General features: G+C 47.6%; 18 protein-coding genes. 10 read left to right on the forward strand and 8 right to left on the reverse strand.

Annotation, left to right across the window (positions count from 1 at the left end; all coding sequences use genetic code 11):
* Window positions 1-137: 137 nt before the first annotated feature.
* Both HQ865_RS05560 and HQ865_RS05565 read right to left on the reverse strand, forming a co-directional pair.
* Entirely contained in the window at window positions 138-2,810 is a 2,673-nt protein-coding gene (locus HQ865_RS05560; protein WP_173413936.1) for a carboxypeptidase regulatory-like domain-containing protein, read from the reverse strand.
* The gene (locus HQ865_RS05565; protein WP_173413937.1) at window positions 2,807-3,778 is read right to left on the reverse strand and encodes a GLPGLI family protein; all 972 of its coding nucleotides are present in this window, start codon (window positions 3,776-3,778) and stop codon (window positions 2,807-2,809) included. Before HQ865_RS05565 ends, HQ865_RS05560 begins: the two co-directional genes overlap by 4 nt.
* Window positions 3,779-4,114: 336 nt before the next feature.
* Between HQ865_RS05565 and HQ865_RS05570 the strand changes: the two genes are divergently transcribed.
* Window positions 4,115-5,215: a Fic family protein gene (locus HQ865_RS05570; RefSeq protein WP_173413938.1), complete on the forward strand. Its 1,101-nt coding sequence runs from the start codon at window positions 4,115-4,117 to the stop codon at window positions 5,213-5,215.
* Between the two features lie 17 nt (window positions 5,216-5,232).
* On the opposite strand, the gene HQ865_RS05575 is transcribed toward HQ865_RS05570, so the two are convergent.
* From HQ865_RS05575 to HQ865_RS05595, 5 genes are all read right to left on the reverse strand, one after another.
* Entirely contained in the window at window positions 5,233-5,859 is a 627-nt protein-coding gene (locus HQ865_RS05575) for an RDD family protein (protein WP_173413939.1), read from the reverse strand.
* Between the two features lie 92 nt (window positions 5,860-5,951).
* Window positions 5,952-6,923: a LiaI-LiaF-like domain-containing protein gene (locus HQ865_RS05580; protein WP_173413940.1), complete on the reverse strand. Its 972-nt coding sequence runs from the start codon at window positions 6,921-6,923 to the stop codon at window positions 5,952-5,954.
* Window positions 6,924-6,928: 5 nt separating this feature from the next.
* Window positions 6,929-7,471, reverse strand: a complete 543-nt coding sequence (locus HQ865_RS05585; protein WP_173413941.1) for a PspC domain-containing protein — start codon at window positions 7,469-7,471, stop codon at window positions 6,929-6,931.
* Window positions 7,472-7,501: 30 nt separating this feature from the next.
* On the reverse strand, window positions 7,502-8,206 hold the full coding sequence (locus HQ865_RS05590) for an SDR family oxidoreductase (RefSeq protein WP_173413942.1): 705 nt from the start codon (window positions 8,204-8,206) through the stop codon (window positions 7,502-7,504).
* A 52-nt stretch (window positions 8,207-8,258) separates the two neighbouring features.
* Window positions 8,259-8,411, reverse strand: coding sequence for a hypothetical protein (locus HQ865_RS05595; protein ID WP_173413943.1), 153 nt, complete (start codon window positions 8,409-8,411; stop codon window positions 8,259-8,261).
* 126 nt (window positions 8,412-8,537) lie between these two features.
* Between HQ865_RS05595 and HQ865_RS05600 the strand changes: the two genes are divergently transcribed.
* The 9 genes from HQ865_RS05600 to HQ865_RS05640 all read left to right on the forward strand — a co-directional run bounded on the left by HQ865_RS05600 (window position 8,538) and on the right by HQ865_RS05640 (window position 20,056).
* Complete coding sequence (locus HQ865_RS05600) at window positions 8,538-9,269, forward strand: MlaE family ABC transporter permease (protein WP_173413944.1); 732 nt, start codon at window positions 8,538-8,540, stop codon at window positions 9,267-9,269.
* Entirely contained in the window at window positions 9,266-10,018 is a 753-nt protein-coding gene (locus HQ865_RS05605) for an ABC transporter ATP-binding protein (RefSeq protein WP_173413945.1), read from the forward strand. The genes HQ865_RS05600 and HQ865_RS05605 overlap by 4 nt, the downstream gene beginning before the upstream one ends.
* Window positions 10,019-10,378: 360 nt before the next feature.
* Entirely contained in the window at window positions 10,379-11,263 is an 885-nt protein-coding gene (locus tag HQ865_RS05610) for a class I SAM-dependent methyltransferase (RefSeq protein ID WP_173413946.1), read from the forward strand.
* 275 nt (window positions 11,264-11,538) lie between these two features.
* Entirely contained in the window at window positions 11,539-12,612 is a 1,074-nt protein-coding gene (locus HQ865_RS26170; protein WP_237073752.1) for a hypothetical protein, read from the forward strand.
* Between the two features lie 546 nt (window positions 12,613-13,158).
* On the forward strand, window positions 13,159-14,796 hold the full coding sequence (locus tag HQ865_RS05620) for a TldD/PmbA family protein (RefSeq protein ID WP_173413947.1): 1,638 nt from the start codon (window positions 13,159-13,161) through the stop codon (window positions 14,794-14,796).
* A 3-nt stretch (window positions 14,797-14,799) separates the two neighbouring features.
* Window positions 14,800-16,140: a TldD/PmbA family protein gene (locus tag HQ865_RS05625; RefSeq protein WP_173413948.1), complete on the forward strand. Its 1,341-nt coding sequence runs from the start codon at window positions 14,800-14,802 to the stop codon at window positions 16,138-16,140.
* Between the two features lie 202 nt (window positions 16,141-16,342).
* On the forward strand, window positions 16,343-18,895 hold the full coding sequence (locus tag HQ865_RS05630; protein WP_173413949.1) for a BamA/TamA family outer membrane protein: 2,553 nt from the start codon (window positions 16,343-16,345) through the stop codon (window positions 18,893-18,895).
* A 21-nt stretch (window positions 18,896-18,916) separates the two neighbouring features.
* On the forward strand, window positions 18,917-19,393 hold the full coding sequence (locus HQ865_RS05635; RefSeq protein ID WP_173413950.1) for a helix-turn-helix transcriptional regulator: 477 nt from the start codon (window positions 18,917-18,919) through the stop codon (window positions 19,391-19,393).
* A 120-nt stretch (window positions 19,394-19,513) separates the two neighbouring features.
* Window positions 19,514-20,056: a DUF4199 domain-containing protein gene (locus tag HQ865_RS05640; protein ID WP_173413951.1), complete on the forward strand. Its 543-nt coding sequence runs from the start codon at window positions 19,514-19,516 to the stop codon at window positions 20,054-20,056.
* Window positions 20,057-20,134: 78 nt separating this feature from the next.
* Here HQ865_RS05640 and HQ865_RS05645 read toward each other — a convergent pair whose 3' ends face one another.
* The gene (locus HQ865_RS05645) at window positions 20,135-22,672 is read right to left on the reverse strand and encodes an ATP-dependent Clp protease ATP-binding subunit (protein WP_173413952.1); all 2,538 of its coding nucleotides are present in this window, start codon (window positions 22,670-22,672) and stop codon (window positions 20,135-20,137) included.
* Window positions 22,673-22,677: the final 5 nt, after the last annotated feature.

The following is a 22,677-nucleotide window of genomic DNA, read 5'->3' on the forward strand; positions in this document are numbered from 1 at the left end:
GGCTTCAGTTACAAACTGAAGCCAGCATTTGTTTAATCAGGAAAGCGCGGTTCAATTGAACCGCGCTTTCCTGATTAATGGGCATCCTTATCATTTGCACACCTGCACATTTGCTCCCCCTTTAGGGGGCTGGGGGGTTACAAAGTAAACATCATTTTAGCTAAAACTATCCTGCCCGGTATAGTGTACGTACTACTGGTATAAACGTTGGCCGACAGGTATACCGCGGTGTAGTTCTTTGTATCGAACAGGTTTTGGGCGGTTACTTCCAGATCCAGCTTGGTTTTGGTGAAGCGGTAGCGGATAGAAGCATCGGCGAACATGTATTTCAAATCGTTGGCGGCTTGCTGGTGCGTATAGTAATGGTCGCCGCTGATATTGAAGTATAGATTGGCTAGCGGCGCATAGTTTACCGATGCGCTTTGTACCAGGCGCTGGAAATCGCTGCTGGTGGCCACTGCCGACGATTTGCTGGTGGTTAAACCTAAATTGGCCTTATAGCTAAAGTTTACCTTCTGGCTCACCTTGGTATCGGCACCCACGCCAAAGCCTTTTGATATGGTATTGTAAGGTAATGTCAACCCGTTTTGCAACTGGTTAAGTTTGGTGGTTGCGTACGATGCATTGGCGCTGAATGTAGTGCGCAGGTCAAAATTATACTTGCTGATACTGCCGCTAAAGTTCCAGCTATCAATATTGTTATCAAATGGCAGCACAATACGGCGCGAGATATTATTATCCAAAATGCTGGAGCTGATGGTATTGGCACTCACGTGGCTGTAGTTGGCGCTCAACCCAAAGAAGAACAGCGTGATGGCTTTGTGGTAATTAAAGGCAATGCCTGCGTTTTGGCTTTGGCGTTCGGTCAGGTCGGCGTTGTTGGCTACAATGCTGCGATAGTTGCTCAGGATGCTGCCGCGATAGATATCTTGTATATTACCGATCTGGTTGCGGTAGCCATAGTTCAGCGTAAAATAATTTTCGATACCGCTTTGATATTTCAGTGATGCCCGCGGATTAAAGTACAGGTTAGTTTGGCTTACATCTTGTTTGTAATGCGGATCGCTATAACTACTGTTCAATAAATTCACCGGTAACTGCACACTAAACTTCAGGATCTTCCCCGGGAAATCGTAACCGGCTTCGCCATATAGTTTATTGCGCTTCCAATCCAGGTTGTTGCGGGCACTATCGGCTACTAAATTATAGGTGCCATTGTTTTGGGTGATGGTCAAGTCCGAATTTAATTGCTGCGACTGCGCGCTGAAGCCCACCTTGTAGCTTTGCGTGATAGCGCGCGGTATCTTGTACGATACATAGTTGTTGGTAAACCAGGTAGGGATATTAACGTGCTGCGTCAGCAGGTTATAATTAACCCCATGGTTAAAAATGTTGGGGTTCAGGTTCGGTTCTATATCGCGGCTCTCGGGTTCGCTGATATGATCTACATAACTGTATAGTTCGATGATATTGTTGGATTTGAACGTGTTCATGTAGTTAAATTCGTTGCTAAAATCAGCCAGGTTATCTTTAAAATTCTGGTTCAATGGTACACCATTGCTCACCAGTGCCGAGTACGAACTGTTGTGACTGTAATCGGCAACAAGATTATCGTTCAGGTAAAACTTCGGTTTGTTCACATTCAGCAACACCTGGGTGTGAAACAGATCGGGCCGGCGGCTGTTGCGCTGCGTTTCGCTATAATGAATGTTACCGGTATTGGGCGAAAATATATCCGTTGTTTTGGTATAATCCTGGCGTTGTGCATCACGCAGGTACGAAAAATTGGTGCGGAACTGCACGTCCTTTTTCAGGTTCCACAGGTTATTCAGGTTAAACAAGCCCGCCCGGTTAAACAGGTAGCGGTTGCGGGGCAGGTCAGGGTCGCCGGCGGTGCCCAAAGACAACACAGCGCCGGGCTTATCATTATCAATACGGGCCAGGTAATCGCCCAGGTTGTGCGATACCAGGTCGTTTGATACATCATTGCCCACATTATTACCTTTAATGTAATTAATGGCCTTGTACTTATCCTTAAACATCATGGCGTTTAACTCGCCGTAGTAGTTGCCGGGCAGGCCCGCGCCTACGGTTTCCTGGCCTATTAGTTGCAGCTTGGCATCTTTTTTAATGGTGAGGTTAAGGGCCACATCATCGCTGTTCACCTTATCCTTAAGCATTTTTATAGGCTGATGGTTCTCCATCACCTGCACCTGGTCTACCACGCCGTTAGGGATGGTTTTGGTGGCGATGTTGTACTTGTCATCCAATAAATTATCGCCGCCAATGTACAGGTTGGATATGGCCTTGCCGTTGTATTTGATCTTGCCGTTATCATCCACGTCTATACCCGGCAGTTTTTTAATTACGTCGCCAATTACCCTGTCCTGCGGACTGCTAAAATCAGATACCTTATAGCTTAGTGTATCGCCGCTCAGCCGGGCGCGGGGCTTGTTATCTTTAATGGTTACTGTTTTCAGCATGCTCACCGCGCCATGCAGCTTAAAGTTATAGGGCGTGGTAAAACTGCCTACCGGCTTGCTTTCCTTTTTAAAACCAATGCAGCTTACTTCCAGTTGCAGGCCGTTCTTGTCAGCATCAGCCGGAACGTTGAGGCTAAATGCCCCTTTATCACCGCTGGTGGTATAGGCTATAATGAGGTTGCCCGCACCCTTAAGGTTAACGCTGGCAAAGGATACCGGTTTGCCCAGGCTGTCCGTCACGGTGCCTTTAATGGTTTGGGCATGGCATACCACGGTCAGCAGCATCCATAAAATGAATGCTCCTAACCATTTATTTGTGGCTATCATTTCTTTTCAGGTAGTTCTAATGGGTTGTTAATTACCGGGCCGCCGCCGCTCATGTTTACACGCATGGTAGGGGTACCGGTGGTTACCACACGGCCGCCACCCATTTGCATGCCCCCACCCATGTTAGATCCGGCCATCATACTGTTCATAAACGCTTGCGGGTCTTTCAGCATGGCCGCGCGCAGGTCGTCGTATTGTTTAGGTGTGGTTTTTACCGCGTCGGCAGGGATGGCGATTATATTAGGATCAACCGTATCATCGTCCATGCCGCCTAATCTAACAACGGTTACACCCGCGGCGGCGGCAGGGGTAGCCTGAGCCACTTGCGCTGGCTTGTCCGACTTGGTTACGGCTTCCATACCGTCGAACTTAAACTCTACCTCTTTGTTAGTATCGTAAGCTTCAACGATCAGGCCCGGTAAGCCGCATAGTTTCCACGGACCGGCATGAAACGGCAGATCGGGGCAGAACCAGGCGGTATAATCGCGGCCTTTAAAGTGGCCGGTAGCCTTTTGGCAATGCAGGGTACCAAAGCTCATGGTATCGGCGCTGATCTTCCATTTGATCATCGGCATCGCTTCTTCAATGCGGTACTTGGTGATCATCAGGTTTTCTTTGCGCACCATCTTGTTTTCCAGCGGAAACTGGTAGATCTCGCCCTGCGTGGTAGCGCCGCCATTACGCTTAATATTGATGTTTACAGGCCCGCCCGCAGCAGCGGCAACCTGCTCCTGTACTTGTTTTTTCACCAGGGCATCCTGGATCTTTTTATCGTAGCTTTTGTAGGCGCTGGCCTTCTGACCGATGAACAGGATCATGTTTTCGGTATACGGCTTATCCCTGTTCAGGGTGTCGCGCACATGGCTGAATTTATATTTTACAATGGCTTTAGCCGAATCGGCCTCCTGGGCGCGTACAACGTAGCCGGCCATCATGGCTATAGTAAAAAGAAGTAATGGTTTTTTCATGACCTTTTGTGTTTTAGTTTAAGATATTGTGGGTTACCAATAATTTAATTAATAGGTCAAAGATATGTACGAAATTTTCGTATACGAAACGTTCGTACTGGTTTTAACATATTTTAACAAAACAAATGTTAAATGCGGTTTTAGGCTTTTATGCTCACCCTGAAAGGGGGAGGGGAGCTATCGTATTGCTCCATATTTATGAGCATTAGCGCAAAGTAACCGCATATATATGTGATATTAAACCAACACAAAATATGGGCTCGACAGAGTAATTGTTTGCTTAAAGGATATTGTGCGGAGATTATTTATTATATTCACCGTATAATTGCGGCGAATATGTATATTCATCAATCTATCAATTGGCCAAATTTTAAATGGAAAGCGGAAGTTATCTTACCGGTATTGGGAGAAGTACGACACCGTGAAGGGCGCATAATCGGGCAGATGAATGCGCTTGGTTTTAAGATCAGGGAATCGACCCTGCTTGATACACTAACCCGCGATGTAACTAAATCGAGTGAAATTGAAGGAGAGATGTTAAATGTGATCCAGGTTAGGTCATCCATTGCCCGGCGCCTGGGGATTAGTATAATTGATGGTGTAGCCAGTAGCAGGGAAGTGGACGGAGTAGTGGAAATGATGCTTGATGCCACACAAAAATTTGACAGGCCCTTAACAAGCGAACGTTTATTTGGATGGCACGATTTACTTTTTCCTTCAGGGAGAAGCGGGATGCAGAAAATAACTGTAGGTAAATGGCGAACTGCCGAGGCAGGGCCAATGCAAGTAGTATCGGGGCCGATGGGTAGAGAAATTGTGCATTTTGAAGCCCCCGAAGCCGAACGTTTAACTGCTGAAATGGAGCAGTTTATTAGATGGATAAATCATAATAACACTAACGATGCTGTTATCAAAGCGGCAATCGCACATTTGTGGTTTGTAACCATCCATCCTTTTGATGATGGAAACGGAAGAATAACAAGAGCATTAACAGATATGCTATTAGCCCGTGCAGATGGAATACCGGAGCGGTTTTATAGCATGTCTGCGCAAATACTAAAGGAAAGGAACGATTATTATCAACTGTTGGAAAAGACGCAGAAAGGGGGGATGGATATAACAGCCTGGCTGTTATGGTTCCTTAAATGCCTTAACCGTGCCATGGATCATACTGAGGAGACGATTGCAGGGGTAACACGTCGTAATGAGTTTTGGAAAAAATTCCAGGATGTGCAACTTAACGAGAGGCAGCGGCATATGATCGTAACATTATTAGATAGTTTTTTTGGAAAACTTACATCGGGTAAGTGGGCAAAAATGAATAAATGTTCGGCAGACACCGCATTACGGGATATACAGGATTTGATAAACAAAGGGGTACTAATAAAAGAAAGTCCGGGCGGACGAAGTACAAACTATGTTTTGAATTGGAATTAAAGTTTTATTACAGGGCTCTAAACCAGCCTATCCTTAACAATAACCGTATCGGTGATCATATCGTGTAAACATTGCTGCCGTTTGTTAAAAAACGCCATCAGGTAGCCAATGCCCAGCGTAGCCACCGAGCAGATCTTAGCCAAATTACGCCCTATAGATTGCCCGGCGCTAAGGCGCTGCCCATAAATATCGCATACCCTGATCTTGAGGATCTGCTTGCCATAGGTAGCCTGTTTAACCGAGCATTCCATTACGATATGATAAATGATCTTAGCAAGCGGGATAAGTATTAGCAGGCTGATGCCGATAATGATGCGCACCAGCTTATCGTTAATGATGAGTACCGCCACAAAAGCGGGTACCACAAACACCATCGATACCATAAACCAATCCATTACCGAAGCCAGCAAGCGCTGATCAAAACTGCCAAAATACTGCGGCGCTACAATACGCTTATGGAAACCGAAGATCTCGCGCAGTTCGGCCAGTTCGTGAGCTTCCTTGTAATCGTCCATGCCGTCGGTACGCACAAAATCGGTGGGCCTGATGCGTTTCTGCTTCAGTTCATCAACAGTGAATGGCCCTTCGGGTTTGCCGTTGATAACGAGGAGGTATTGTTGATCGCTGTTGTTGGTTGCCGGCATAAAAACTCTAATATAAAAAAGACTTACGAAGTTTCTAAAACTTCGTAAGCCTGTTAAGTTTTTGTGTTCCCCCTTTAGGGGGGTAGGGGGTATTAATATCTCGTTACCCTAAAGCCCGACAGGCCGCCATCCAGTTTAATGTGGATCTTGTTTTTGGCGCTGCTGTAGCCCGGGGTTTCGTAGGTATCGTCGTCGGTTTTGTTAAAGCCATCAAAGTGGTTTGATGACAGGCCCGAATCGGTATCTATCTTGCAGGCGGCATCCTTAGGTATACGGATATTCACTTCAGATACACCGGTCGAGATATCGATATTGGTTGATGCCAGCGGCTGGCCCATTTTGATATCGAACGATGCCGCGCCGCCATTGATATCCAAATTGCGGATCTTAAACTTGCTCAGGTCAAAATCAAGCTTGGTGGCGCCGGTGCTGATATCCATATCCCAAACCGGGGCTGTGTTAAGCTTAAAGGTAGCCGAGTTCTCTTTGCCTTTATCCCAACGCATGTGGTTGTTCTTTTTCATGCTGAAATCCAGTACATAAACAGAATCCTCGTTATGGCGGGTAAACTCGTAGCTGCCGGCTATCTCCTTGGTATAAGCCTGGAACAGGTCGGTGGTGGTATCGCTTAAGCGATACATGGTGCCGCCGCCGTTGATGTTAAGTTTAGCAATTTTGGTAGCCGCGTTGTAAGGCTCGTTAAAGGTGCTGGTGCCGCCTACCTTTACTACGTCTACTTTGTCGTCATTATCATCGTCATCGCTATCGTTATTATTATTATCGCTGTGATAGTAATAACGGCCCGGCCAAAAATTGTACCGGTTGTTAAAGTTACCAAACAGCAGGATGCACAGGCCTAACAGCACTACACCGATCTTCAGCCCGCTGGCCAGTGGCGATCTATTGTGCGCGAATATCAGGTTGATGCCGCCGATCAGTAAAAAGATAGGCCACAGGTGCAGGAAGTTCATCCAATGGATATGCACTACGCCAAAGCTGCGCAGCAAAAATATGATGCCCAGGGTGATCAGTATCGCGCCGGGAACTAATTTATCGTGTCTCATGATGATTATAGGGTTGTAGGGTTGTCGTTCTGTGAATTATCGTTAGCTGGTTCCTGCTTAACAGTGTCGGCTTTGTTAAAGTCGGGGTTTTCCCAGGGTTGTTTTTTGCTGCCTGCAAATATAGCGGCTATACCCGCGCCTATCAGTACCAGCGGCCAAAGATGCTCCAGGTCCCAGTCGGGGATAAGGTCAAGGTCATCCAGCAACACGCAACCACCAACAATGATTAGTATGGTGCCGGCAATAATTGCCCCTGCCGATGTTTTTTTAGGCTGGTTAAGCGATGGGTCCCACTGTGGCGCGCTGCTTACCGGCGGCACGGTATAATCAACAAAAGGTTGTTGTGGCGGCATTTGGAAGGTCAGCGTTTTTTTGGGCAACACCATCCAAAGGATAATGTAAATGAGTAAGCCGCCGCCTTTTAGTATCAGCGTAAGTACAAATATCAGGCGCACGATGGATACGTCTAATTTCAGATAGTCTGCTAAACCGGCGCATACCCCACCTATTACTTTGTGGATATCGTCGCGGTATAATCTGTTGTTCATGATGGTTAGTTTTTAAAGTGTGATTAGTATTTACTGCGGACCGAACACAGGGTTTATGGTGATCTCATCAACGTTGGCGCCGGGGCTCATGCGGTAAGCGTTCATAATTGCCGAAGCGATATCGCCCGGCATAATAAACTTCGCGCTATCCACCTGTATCCCGTCCCACGATGATGTAAGCGTAGACCCCGGGATAACCGCGGTAACTTTAACACCATATTGTTGTAGTTCAAGTCTCATAACATTATTAAGACCCAACAACGCGAACTTTGTTACACTATAACTTCCGGCAGCAACAACAACATTTTTTGAAGCCGATGAACAGATATTAAAAATATGCCCTGAACGCGCCTGCATCATCTTTTTACCGAAGTAACGGTAAAGCTCGTAAGCGGGCAGCAGGTTGGTGTGCATCAGTTTATCAAAAGTATCGTCGGCATCATCAAGTATGCTGGTGGGAATGAAAGTCCCTGCATTGTTCACAATAATATCTATCGAACCCAAGACACTTTCGGCTTCGCCGGCAAATTTTATGATATCGGCCTTTTTACTTACATCGGCCACAACAGCAATCACTTTGATGCCGGGATCGATCTGTTTCAGTTCTTCTTCAAAAGTTTTCAGTTCGGCAGCATTACGCGAGCAAATGGCAAGATTAAAACCTTCGTTGGAAAAAGCTAAGGCAATAGCGCGGCCCATGCCACGTGTAGCGCCGGTGATTATGGCGTTTTTCATGTCTGTAAGTTAGGGATTAATTGCAATAGGTATCAATAACATAATTTATATGCTACAGATCTTGCCATGCGACATCTTCTTCAGGAGACAGCCAGTCTTCCGCTAAAATAGTTTCGCTGATCAGGTGTGTAACAGTTTCATCCTCAATTTCAGGCAACCTTATCGATAGATTTTGATCTTTCGGTTTAACAACTGTCCGTATCATATTTCAAATATACAAAACTAAAATAGATAAGGTTTCTTTATACAAAGAACTTAATGCTGCTTAATTTGTATTATTGGGGCCAACAACAACAAATTGTAGTATTTTTAACGGCGTTATATCACATAAATGTTCACAAGTTTAGGCAGATACATACTTCTACTACGTTTAAGCTTTAAAAAGCCCGAAAAGTTCAGCGTTTACTGGAACGAGGTGATCCGCGAGATGATATCGGTAGGTATCGGTTCGCTGGGTATCATTGCTATTATTTCGGTATTTATCGGCGCGGTGGCGGCTATACAGGTGGCTTTCCAGCTATCAAGCCCGCTGGTGCCGCTAAGCATTGTAGGCAGCATCTCGCGCGATTCGACGATATTAGAGTTCAGCCCAACCATATCTGCCCTGGTACTGGCCGGCCGTGTAGGCTCAAGCATCGCCTCGCAAATAGGCACCATGCGGGTTACCGAACAAATAGATGCGCTGGAAATTATGGGTGTGAACGCTCCCGGTTACCTGATCGCGCCAAAAATTATTTCGGGCGTATCCATGATCCCGCTGCTCACCATCATATCGGTGGCGTTGGGCTTGGGTGGTGGTTACCTGGCTTGTTTAACCTCATCAACCATTACACCTACCGATTATATACAGGGTTTGCAGGATGGCTTTAAACCAATCATTGTAACAGTGTGTGCCGTGAAATCAATTGTTTACGGTTTCCTGATCACCTCCATTTGCGCGTACAACGGATTTTATACCGAGGGTGGCGCTTTGGAAGTAGGCCAGTCGGCCACACGTGGTGTGGTTTATAGCTGCGTAATGGTATTATTTGCCGATTTGATGATCTCCAGCATGTTGTTATGATAGAAGTAAGAGACGTTTATAAAACATTTGGAGAGAACGAGGTGCTGAAGGGCATCACGGCGCAGTTTAAGCCCGGTAAGAACAACCTCATCATCGGTGGGTCCGGATCGGGTAAAACTACACTGCTGAAATGCATCGTCGGCTTGCACGAACCTACTAAAGGACAGGTGTTGTTTGATGGTAAGGACTTTACGCAAATGAATTTCGAGGAGCGCGTACCCATCCGTAAGGAGATCGGCATGCTGTTCCAAAACTCGGCCCTGTTCGATTCGATGACTGTTGAAGAGAACATCATGTTCCCGCTTAACCTGTTCACCGAGCAATCGCGTGCCGAAAAACTGGAACGTGCCAATTTTTGCCTGGAGCGGGTTAACCTGAAAGGCAAGAACAAGCTTTTTCCATCCGAACTATCCGGCGGTATGAAAAAGCGTGTAGGCATTGCCCGCGCTATATCCATGCAACCAAAATATCTGTTTGTGGATGAGCCCAACTCGGGCCTCGACCCTAAAACATCCATCCTGATAGACGAACTAATTGCCGAACTGACCGAAGAATACCAGATCACCACCGTAATTGTAACCCACGATATGAACTCGGTAATGGGTATTGGCGATCACATCATCTTTTTGCACGGCGGCAAAAAATGGTGGGAGGGCAGCAACAAGGAAATTGCCAAAACCGATAATAAGGAGTTGAACGACTTTGTATTTGCCAGCCGCTTTATGCGGGCAGCGAAGGAGAAGCTATAGGTAGAGATCAGCGGTTGAAGATTGGAGATTAGTTGATGACATTCTGGATGATCTTTAACGGCTGATCATTGTAGTCAGCCAAAACAGATCTCAGGCATGGGCCGCCAGGCAGGCCAAAATAACCAGCAGCCAGCACAGGGCTTGTTTTATTAAACTGCTATCGGGCTTTTGCATAACACGGGATATTGAATAGATATAACCTTCAGGCCCGCCAAATATTTTAAGAACCCATAAATTTTAACAGAAATTAACAATCGATCGGAAATGTTGCACTCACACGGACTTCCGGACTAATTACTACCTTTGCAAATTACTTCCGGTCTTTCGGTCTTCCCGTCTTCCGGACTATTCTGCAAACAAATGATCCAACTCCTCACACCCACACACTGGAAAGATTACGAACTGATCGATTGCGGCGATTTTGAAAAACTGGAACGCTTTGGCAATGTGATATTGATCCGTCCCGAGCCGCAGGCGGTGTGGGCTAAGCAATTGCCGGCAACCGAATGGCAGCGCCAGCATCATATCCGCTTTAAAGGCCGTTCGGCTACATCGGGCGAATGGGTGAAGAAGAACCCCGCCACACCCGACCGCTGGCACGTGGAATATAAAAATAACGATGCCGCCATCAAATTCCGACTGGCCTTAACCTCGTTCAAGCACGTAGGCATCTTCCCCGAGCAGGCTGTAAACTGGGATTATATCTCGCAAAACATCAAACGCTTTAAAACGCCCGAACCAAAGGTGCTTAACCTGTTTGCCTATACCGGCGGCGCATCGCTGATGGCCCGTGCAGCCGGGGCCGACACCACCCACGTAGATTCGATAAAGCAAGTGGTTACCTGGGCCAACGAGAACCAGGAACTATCAGGCCTGAGCAATATCCGCTGGATGGTAGAAGATGCCCTGAAATTTGTAAAGCGCGAAATAAAGCGTGGCAAAAAATACAACGGCATTATCCTCGATCCGCCTGCCTACGGGCATGGCCCCAACGGTGAAAAATGGAAGCTGGAAGACCATATCCTGGAGATGATGCAGGATGTAGTGCAATTGCTTGATCCGCAGGAGCATTTCCTGATCCTTAATACCTATTCGCTTGGTTTCTCATCTGTAATAGTGGAAAATCTGATCCGTAGTTCGTTCCCTAAAGTGCAAAATCTGGAGATAGGGGAGTTGTACCTGCAGGCCACATCGGGCGTGAAATTGCCTTTAGGGGTATTTGGTAAATTCTATAAAACCGCCTGACGATAGTGGTGGTGATTTAACCACAAAGAGCACAAAGATTTTCACAGAGAACACAAAGGCTTTGTGTATCGAATAAAGAAAAATTTATCTTAAATTTCTTTGTGTACTTTGTGAATTTATAATCCTGTAAATCTTTGTAATTAAATTGCCCCAAAGCTTAAAATATACCTGATTAACGGAGTGTTAACTGTTGATAACTTTTAACACAATGGTAACAGAAATGATGTTATTTTGCACGAAACGTGCGTTTACACCAAACCTCGTAAATATTATATATGAAACTGAAAAACATACTCTTACCTGTTCCATTATTACTGCTGTCGCTGACGCTTTTTTCAAATTGCCAAAACGGTAAACCCGCTGCTAAAACAGCCGAGGCCGATGCCAAAACCGGCACCGCTACTGCTAAATCTGAAGAAGCTGCCGCACCGGCCGATACCACGCCTGCAAAGGTTGTTTATCCCCCAATTGATAAAGCCGTTTACGATTCGTTAAACAAGGCGCAGGCTAATGGCGATACTTCCGGCCACTGGCCCGTAAAAAAAGCGCCTTACCCGCTGCCGGGCGCCATATTACCTTACAAAAGGGTGGTAGCTTACTACGGCAACCTGTACGCTAAAAAGATGGGTATCCTGGGCGAATTGCCGCCTAACGAGATGCTGGCTAAACTGAAAGGTGAGATCAAAAACTGGCAGCGTGCCGATCCTAAAACACCTATTCAACCTGCGCTGCACTACATTGCCGTGGTTGCACAGGGCGATGCCGGTAAAGATGGCAAATACCGCTACCGCATGCCGTTCAAGCAAATTGACAGCGTATTGGTACTGGCTAAAAAAATAAACGCCATTGTTTTCCTTGATGTGCAGGTAGCATTGAGCAACATCCACGCCGAGTTGCCATTGTTTGAGAAATATTTATCGATGCCACAGGTACACTTCGGTATGGATCCCGAGTTCTCGATGAAAGACGGTTCTAAACCGGGCAAAAAAATAGGTACTTATGATGCTGAGGATGTAAACTATGTATCGGGCTACCTGGCCAATTTGGTTAAAAAGAATAACCTGCCGCCAAAGATCCTCATTGTACACCGCTTCACTAAAAAGATGGTGACTAATACCCCGGGTATCAAACTGCGCCCTGAAGTGCAGTTGGTAATGGATATGGATGGCTGGGGCGAACCGGAACTGAAAATGGGTACCTGGCGCTATTTCATCCATAACGAACCTGTGCAGTTCACCGGCTTTAAACTGTTTTACAAAAACGATATCAAAAAAGCCCCTCATCACATGTTAACGCCTGAGGAAGTGTTGAAATACAAACCACGTCCAAACTATATCCAATACCAGTAATTGGATAATATGATATAAAACACCAAAGGCGCGATGAGCGCCTTTGGTGTTTTATGCTTGTCATCTCGACGAACCAGGGCAGGGAGCGTGGGCCCAATGTCATTAAGTTTAAGTTAGGGATGATCAGCCGAATAAAGCTCCCTCTAAATCTCCCCCGGTAGGGGAGACTTAGCTGCACAAGCGTAAAATCCTTAAAGTCCTCCCCTTTGGGGAGGATTTAGGTGGGGCTTAAAAGCGTAACTTAATGACATTGGGCGTGGGGTTGCGTGAGGAGAGATCTTATACGCGCGACTGGCTGTATGTATAAGATCTCTCACCCTTGCTCCGCTATCCCCCCCTCTAAGGGTTCGAGATGACAAGATACCCGCCAATTTTCATCGCGAGAGCTTACCCTAAAGTATCGCTGCCAGCCATAAACTGCCGACCGCTACTTCCCACTCCCCCCAATAGGGTGATTTTAACCATCGTGCAAAATTAAAAACCGCTTTTACTTGCTATTCAGGGCTATGTTTTACGATATTTAGTAAAAACTAAACAATATCAGCTTTGAAAAGAAAAGACTTCCTTTACCTTACCGGCATGGGCATAGGTGCCGGTATGTTAAGCCGGGTGCCGGTCTTTGGATCGTCGATGCCCATTGGGTCGCATGTGGAAACGGTAGACGTTGCCCTTAAAAAACGCATGGCCGATGTGGCCCTGAACGCGGCCCGCAGCAAAGGCGCCACTTATACCGATGTACGCATAGGCCGCTACCTTAACCAATACGTGGTTACCCGCGAGGATAAGGTAGAAAATATCGCCAACACGCAATCGTACGGTATGGGCATCCGCGTGATAGCCAATGGTTGCTGGGGCTTTGCCGCTACCGATAAACTGGATAACGACAGCATTGCCAAAGCGGCCGCCATGGCAGTAGCAATTGCTAAGGAGAACGCCCGCATACAAGCCGAACCGGTGCAACTTGCCCCGCAAAAAGGCTATGGCGAGGTAAGCTGGAAAACCCCGATAGAAAAGAACGCCTTTGATGTGCCGATGAAGGATAAGACCGATCTGCTGCTATCGGCCAATGCCGCTGCGATGAAGAACGGCGCCAACTATGTCAACTCCATCCTGTTTTTGGTGAACGAACAGAAGTACTTCGCCTCAACCGATGGCTCCTATATCGATCAGGACGTTCACCGCATCTGGCCTACATTTACCATTACAAAAGTGGATGCCAAGACCGGGAAGTTTGAAACCCGCAACGCCCTGAGTGCGCCACGCGGTATGGGTTACGAGTACCTGATGCCCCGCGAAAGTGATAAGATAAAAGGCGGTCCGGCCATTTTATACCGCGACCGTTACGATATGCTGGAAGACGCCGGGAACGGTGCTTTGCAGGTTACCCAAAAAATGGCCGCCAAATCGGTAGAGCCGGGTAAGTACGATCTGATCCTCGATCCAAGTCACCTGTGGTTAACCATCCACGAATCGGTGGGGCACCCAACCGAGTTAGACCGTGTACTGGGCTACGAAGCCAATTACGCCGGTACCAGCTTTCTTACTTTAGATAAATGGAAAACGGGCAAATTCAACTTTGGCAGCAAGAACGTAAACATCGTGGCCGATAAGTTACAACCAGGCTCGCTGGGTGCGGTGGGGTACGATGATGAGGGCGTTAAATGCGGGCAGTGGGATCTGATCAAAGACGGTATACTGGTAAACTACCAGGTGATTCGTGATCAGGCGCATATCATCGGCCTCAATCAATCGCAGGGCTGCTGCTATGCCGATGGCTGGAACGATGTACAATTCCAGCGCATGGCCAACGTATCGCTGCAACCGGGCAAAACGCCGCTGGCCGTGGCCGATATCATTAAGAATACCGAGAAAGGCATCTATATCATCGGCGACAGCTCGTTCTCTATCGATCAGCAGCGCTATAACTTCCAGTTTAGCGGGCAAATGTATTACGAGGTGAAGAACGGCAAGATAGCAGGCATGCTGAACGATGTGGCTTACCAGGCCAATACCCAGGAGTTCTGGAATTCGTGCGTAGCCGTGGCCGATAAGAGCGATTACCGTTTAGGCGGCTCGTTCTTTGATGGCAAGGGACAGCCGGGGCAGGTGAGCGCCGTATCGCACGGTTCGTCAACCGCGCGTTTTAATGGGGTTAACGTAATTAACACAGCAAGAAAGATCTAAACCATGGCCATACTAACAGAAAACGAAGCAAAGGCTTTAATGCAAAAAGCGTTAAGCTACTCAAAGGCCGACGAATGCGAGATCAACCTCAACGGGTCCGACTCGGCCAATATACGTTATGCGCGCAACTCGGTATCCACCGCGGGTAATGTCAACTCAACCAACATGGCCATATCATCGGCCTTTGGCAAAAAACTGGGCGTAACTACGCTGAATGAATTTACCGATGCCGAACTGGAAAAAGCCGTGCGCCTGTCGGAAGAGCTGGCACGCCTGGCACCCGAAAATCCGGAATACATGCCGGTGATGGGGCCGCAAACTTACGCGCCAACTACATCAACCACCTATATAAAAGCTACCGAAGATATGACGCCCAAACAGCGCACAGACCTGGTAGCCCAAAGCCTGCAGGTAGCTAAAGAGGCTAAGTTAACCGCAGCCGGCTTCCTGCAAAGCACTACGGGTTTTTCATCCATGATGAACTCGAAGGGTTTGTTCGCTTATACCAAATACTCGGATATCAACTTCTCGGCTACCTTGCGTACCGATGACGGCAAAGGCTCAGGCTATGCCACCCGCGATTACGAGAACGTAGCCGATATGGATACTCTGAAGTTTACTAAGATTGCTGCTCAAAAAGCAACAGGTTCGGCCGGGGCAAGGGCTATCGAACCGGGTAAGTATACGGTGATACTGGAACCTGCCGCGTCCATCGTATTATTAGAGAATTTGTGGGGCAGCCTCGATCAGCGCAGTACCGATGAGGGCCGCAGCTTTTTAAGCAAGAAAGGCGGTGGCACCCGTGTTGGCGAAAAGCTGATGGACGAGCGTGTAACCATTTTCTCGGACCCGGCACGTACCGATTTGCCGGGCCTGACCTGGACCGGCGATGGCCGTCCGCAGGTTAAACGCACATGGATAGAAAAAGGCGTAGTTAAAACCCTGTACAATTCGCGCTACTGGGCCGATAAGCAAAAGATAGAATCGATACCCGGCCCGGGGCCGATGATAATGGAAGGTGGTACACAAACGCTGGAGGAACTAATAAAAGGCACCGAGAAGGGGATACTGGTAACCCGCCTGTGGTACATCCGCCCGGTTGATCCGCAAACGCTGCTGTACACAGGCCTTACCCGCGATGGTACTTTTTATATCGAGAACGGCCAGATCAAATTTCCGGTAAAGAACTTCCGCTTTAATGAAAGCCCGGTGATCATGTTGAACAACCTGGATGCTTTGGGTATTCCGGAACGTACGGTAAGCGCCGAGAGTAACCAAAGCGCCCTGATACCGCCCATGCGCATTCGCGACTTTACATTTACCTCGTTAAGCGACGCGGTTTAGGAAATAGATTCAAGACTATTAGAATCAGGAATCAAGATAATGAATACAGAGACCTGCCTTTGTCGGCGGGTCTTTTTTGTTTGGTGGTTTATCAACATATAAAAGTCAATCATAATTGGCAGGTCATTATTATAGGTAAATGAGTGTTGAGATGAACTTTTGTTAAATTTGAATTTTAAACCGATCTGCTTATCCGGCCGCTATGAAAAAAATATTTACCCTGCCGATACTCGCTTTACTGATGCAACTCGATGCATCAGCCCAAATCAAAAATACGTTCACGGATAGCGTGGTGGTTGCCGTGCACCCATCGTATAATGATGTTACCGGCGCACACCGCTGGCTGTTTGGCGAGAATTACCGGGTAGATTGGGCCATGCAGGTTAAGCTGCCTGTTATTAAACTGTCAACCTTTCACGGTGGTTTAGCACCTGTGAAGCAGGGCGGCGGTATGGAATCAAAATCGTTACGATTGGAACAAAAGAACGGCACCGAATGGGTATTGCGCAGCGTAGAGAAAACGCCGGATAAACTATTGCCCGAAAATTTGCAGGGTACCTTCGCGGTAGATTGGATAGGGGACGAGTTTAGCGGGCAACATCCTTATTCGGCATTGATCGTCCCGCCGCTGGCCGAGGCCGCGCATGTGGCACACGCCAACCCGGTTATTGGTGTAGTAGCCGACGACCCTGCCCTTGGAGAGTACCGCAAAACCTTTGCCGGACTGGTATGCCTGCTGGAAGAACGGGAGCCGGCCGGCAATTCAGACAATACCATAAAAATGGATCGTGAACTGGTGAAAAGCTACGAAGCCCGGGTAGATGGCGAGGCTTTTCTTCGTGCCCGCCTGCTCGATCTGCTGATTGGCGATTGGGACAGGCACGAAGACCAATGGCGCTGGGCCGTAAAAAAGGATGGCAAAGAGCGCAATTACGAACCCGTTCCCCGCGACCGAGACCAGGTGTTTCACGTAAACCAGGGTTTGCTGCCTACTATCGCGGCCCGTTCATGGCTCGATCCGCAGCTGGATCATTTTGAAGGCGATATCCCCCGCATCAAATATTCGATATTTAAAACACGCTTTATGCGGGCCTTCCCCGATGCACAAATGAGTTACGAGCGCTGGATGGAGATCACCAACGAATTTGTAAAGGCCGAAACCGATGCCGTACTGGAAGCTGGTTTGCGCCGGTTGCCTAAGGAAAGCTATAACCTGCGCCATACCGAACTGCTCAATAAGCTAAAGCGACGCCGCGATAATATCCCGGCTGCCATGGCTGAATATTATCACTTCATCAACCGTATAGTTGATATCCGCCTGACTGATAAAAACGAGCAGGTAAGCATCACCGATGCGCCGGACAAGGCCATGCGTGTAGTAGTAGAAAAGCAAAATAAAAACGGGCAAGCCAACGGCAAACTGATGGATCTGGTTTACCACCCTGATATCACGAAGGAAATAAGATTATACCTGCAGGGCGGCGATGATAAGGTGGTGCTGAACAACAGCGCATCGCCCATAAAACTACGGGTGATTGATAGCGCCGGAAGCAAAACCTTTGATATTAAGCAAGCTTACAATAAAGTGCAGGTCTACGGGCAAAAGGACAGTACCCGCTTTACGGGAGCCGCCAATCGCGTAAGCAAACATTTATCAAATGATACGCTGAACGCCAAATTTGTGCCGGTAGATCTATATAACGTGTGGATGCCATTGGCTACAGCGGGTATTAATGCCGATGACGGCTTCCTGTTAGGGCTTGGCTTTAAATATACTGGCAAGGATGGTTTCCGAAAAGGGGTATACAGTACCGTTCAGCAGCTGATGATTACCCATTCGTTCGCTACCGATGCGTTCCGGATAAAATATAACGGCGAATGGATCCAGGCCATCGGTAAGGCAGATTTAACCGCCGAGGCTTTGATGCAGGCGCCGGATAATACCATGAACTTTTTTGGTCGGGGCAACAATACGGTGTTGAATAAAGCCGGGCAGTACCGCCGCTATTACCGCACCCGTTTTGATATCTATCAATTTAGTCCGGCGTTGCGCTGGCATACGGGAGAGGGGGCTACTTTTAGCGCCGGCCCATCCATCCAGTTTTATCATTTAGACCTTAACGATAATGCCGGCAGGTTTATCAGCCAGGCCGGCCAGATCAACTCGTACGATGCGGCTATTGTTGATCAAGATAAGGCGCACCTTGGCCTGGTTTTTAATTACACCAGTAACCAGCGCAATAATAACGTGCTGCCCAGTAAGGGCTTTTATTTTGATGTGGATGTGCTGGGCTATTCGGGCCTGAACAGCTACTCGCGCGGCTTTGTGCAGATCCGGCCCGAGTTTACGTATTATCAAAAGATAACTAAGGGTATCGTCCTGTCGGATAGGGTAGGTGGCGGTGTGAGTATAGGCAGCCCGGCCTTTTACCAGTCGATGTTTTTAGGTGGACAGGGGAACTTGTTGGGGTATCTGCAAAACCGCTTTGCCGGGCAGCATATGGCCTATAATAATTTGCAGGGGCGTGTAAAGCTGGCCAATATCGCCAGTTATATTTTGCCGGGACAATTGGGCTTAACCGGTTTTTACGATGTTGGCCGGGTATGGGTAAGCGGCGAAAATTCGGAGACCTGGCACCAGGGCGCGGGCGGCGGGCTATACTTCTCGCCGGCTACCTTAACCGTGGTGCAGGTATTGGCCGGGCACAGTACCGAGGGCTGGTATCCGTACATATCGCTAAACTTTAGGATATAATTTGCTACATTGGTGGTAGATATGGCACTCACCAATCCCCTGATAAAAAATAAGCAAACCATTTTATATGGCGTATCGCTGGCTGCCGTACTGTTTTTATTAAAGTGGCTGGAGATCCGTCTGCTGATCATCGATCACGCCATGGAGGTGTATATGGGCGTGATCGCCCTCTTTTTTACCTCGCTGGGGATCTGGTTAGCCCTAAGACTGGCCAAGCCCAGGGTACAAACAGTAGTAGTTGAAAAGACTGTTTACAAGGATAACACCGCCGGTTTTGTAGCCAACGAACAGGAGATAGACCGCCTCAACATCAGCAAGCGCGAACTGGAGGTGCTGCAATTAATGTGCGATGGCTTAAGTAACCGGGAGATTTCCGCGCGCCTGTTTGTATCGTTAAACACGGTGAAGACCCATACTTCTAACCTTTTTGAAAAGATGGAGGTGAAGCGCCGTACCCAGGCGGTAGAGGCGGCAAAACGATTGGGTATTATTGCCTGACGGCATAGTACTTTTGAGTGGTTTTAAGCCATTTTATTAAAAATCACCCGAAAGTATGACTGTGAAAAGGTGGCAGTACCACACCTTTGCTTCATCAAATCATTTAAAACAATAATCAATATGAAAAGAAATGTACTTGTATTTGGCGGCATCGCGGGTTTAATTGTGGGAATATGGATGATATTAACTATCGGCCTTAATCACAACAACCCCAATTTTGAGCACAGCATGTGGATGGGCTACGGCTCTATGCTGGTGGCTTTTTCCTTTATTTTTGTGGGGATAAAAAATTACCGCGATAAATATAACGGCGGCTATATCACCTTTGGGCAGGCTTTTAAAAACGGCTTATTTATCGCCCTGATCGGCTCAACCATGTATGTGCTAACCTGGCTGGTACTTTACTACTGTTTTATGCCCGATTTTATGGACAAATACGTTGCCCATACCATGGCGCAAATGCAGAAGAGCGGTGCAAGCGCTACCGAATTAGCCGACACCCGGAAGCAAATGGCTGGCTACCAGGAAATGTATAAGAACCCGCTGATGGTAATTGTACTCACTTATATGGAAATATTACCGGTGGGTTTGGTCATCGCTTTATTAGCCGCGCTGATATTGAAGCGTAAACCAGCTAAGGCCCAAGGAGTGGCTGTAGCGTAACAAATTTGTAAAACATATGGTAACAAAAAAACGCCTCCGAAGTATCGGGGGCGTTTTCTTATTTATTATCAACACAAATTACTCCTGTGTTTCTTCCTTGGTTTTCTTGTTGCCGCCGGATGATTTTACGTTAACAACGATCTGATCGGCTTCCTTGTCATAGTCAACTTCCATTACATCGCCTTCGGCCAATTCGCCTTTCAGTATTTCTTCAGCAATTGGCTCTTCCAGGTATTTCTGGATGGCGCGCTTCAACGGACGGGCACCGAATTGTGAATCGAAGCCTTTATCGGCAACAAACTCCTTCGCATTGTCGGTCAGCGCGATCTGGTAACCCAGTGTGCTGATCCTGCCGAACAGGGCCGAAAGTTCGATATCGATAATTTTGAAGATCTCGTCTTTACCCAGCGAGTTGAACACGATCACATCATCGATACGGTTCAAAAACTCAGGAGCGAAGGCACGCTTCAAAGCATTCTCTATCACCCCGCGTGAGTGGGCATCAGCCTGTTTGCTCATGGCGCTGGTACCAAAACCTACACCCTGGCCAAAATCCTTCAACTGGCGTGCGCCGATGTTAGATGTCATGATGATGATCGCGTTCCTGAAATCAACCTTGCGACCAAGCGAATCGGTCAGCTGGCCTTCATCCAACACCTGTAGCAGAATATTGAATACATCAGGGTGGGCTTTCTCTATCTCATCCAGCAATACCACGGCATATGGTTTACGGCGAACCTTCTCGGTCAGCTGACCGCCTTCTTCATAACCTACGTAGCCCGGAGGCGCACCCACTAAGCGCGATACCGCGAATTTCTCCATGTACTCGCTCATATCTATCTGGATCAGCGCGTCCTCGGTATCAAACATAAAGCGGGCAAGCTCTTTAGCTAACTCGGTTTTACCAACACCGGTAGGGCCTAAGAAAATGAACGAACCGATTGGTTTTTTAGGGTCTTTCAAACCGGCACGTGTGCGCTGGATAGCTTTGGTCAGTTTCTTAATGGCATCATCCTGGCCAATGATCTTACCGCCAATGTTCTCGGCCATGTGCAGCAGTTTCTGGCTATCGGCCTGGCCCACCTTTTGTACAGGTATGCCGGTCATCATGGCCACAACTTCTGCCACGTTATCTTCGGTAACGGTGTAGCGTTTAGATTTGGTTTCGGCTTCCCAAACGGCTTTAGCCTGTTCCAACTCTTCTAACAAATGCTTCTCAGTATCACGCAGTTTGGCAGCTTCCTCGTATTTCTGGCTGCGCACCACTTTGTTTTTCTCTATCTTGATCTGCTCTATCTTCTGCTCAATATCCAAAATCTCCTGCGGAACATGGATATTGGTCAGGTGCACACGTGATCCTGATTCGTCCAGCGCGTCGATCGCCTTATCAGGTAAAAACCTGTCGGTGATGTAGCGGGTGGTTAGGTTAACGCAGGCCAATATAGCTTCGTCGGTATAAGTTACGCCGTGGTGCTCTTCGTATTTATCTTTAATACGGGTAAGTATCTCAACAGTTTCATCCGGACTGGCTGGTTCAACCATCACCTTTTGGAAACGACGGTCTAAAGCACCATCTTTTTCAATATACTGGCGATATTCATCCAAAGTGGTCGCGCCAATGCATTGGATCTCTCCACGTGCTAAAGCCGGCTTAAACATGTTCGACGCATCCAGCGAACCCGAAGCGCCACCGGCACCCACAATGGTGTGGATCTCATCAATAAACAGGATCACATCCGGCGATTTTTCCAGCTCGTTCATCACGGCTTTCATACGTTCCTCGAACTGGCCACGGTATTTGGTGCCGGCCACCAGCGATGCAAGATCCAGCGTAACCACGCGCTTGTTAAACAAAACACGGCTTACTTTACGTTGTACAATGCGCAGGGCCAAACCTTCGGCAATGGCGCTTTTACCAACACCCGGTTCACCAATTAAAATAGGGTTATTCTTTTTACGGCGCGACAGGATCTGCGATACACGCTCAATTTCCTTCTCACGACCAACAATTGGGTCTAAACGGCCTTCTTCGGCGGCTTTGGTTAAATCGCGGCCAAAATTATCCAGCACAGGTGTTTTCGATTTAATGTCGCTCACCTTTTTAGGCTGGCTAAATGATTCCTCTTCTTTAAAGTCATCATCGCCGCCGGTTGATGAGCCGGGCATTTCGTCGGTAACGTTATTTTTGTGCGCGTCTACTTCGTGTTTAAATATCTCGTAATTCACGTTAAATTGCAGTAAAAGTTGTGAGGCGATGTTATCCTCGTCACGCAGGATAGAAAGGAGCAGGTGCTCGGTACCAATTACATCGCTTTTGAATATTTTAGCTTCCAGGTAAGTGATCTTCAATACTTTTTCGGCTTGTTTGGTTAAAGGTATGCTGCCAATGTGCACGTTGGTGCCGGTGGTACCCTTTACGGCATCTTCCACGGCGCGGCGCAGTTTGGCGGTATCTACGTTCAATCCTCGTAATAATTTTATGGCAACGCCGTCGCCATCTCTGATAAGGCCTAACAGTAAATGCTCGGTACCAATATAGTCATGCCCAAGGCGTAAGGCCTCCTCTCTGCTATATGATATAACGTCTTTTACCCGTGGCGAAAATTTAGCTTCCATATATA

Source organism: Mucilaginibacter mali, assembly GCF_013283875.1.
Lineage (GTDB): Bacteria > Bacteroidota > Bacteroidia > Sphingobacteriales > Sphingobacteriaceae > Mucilaginibacter > Mucilaginibacter mali.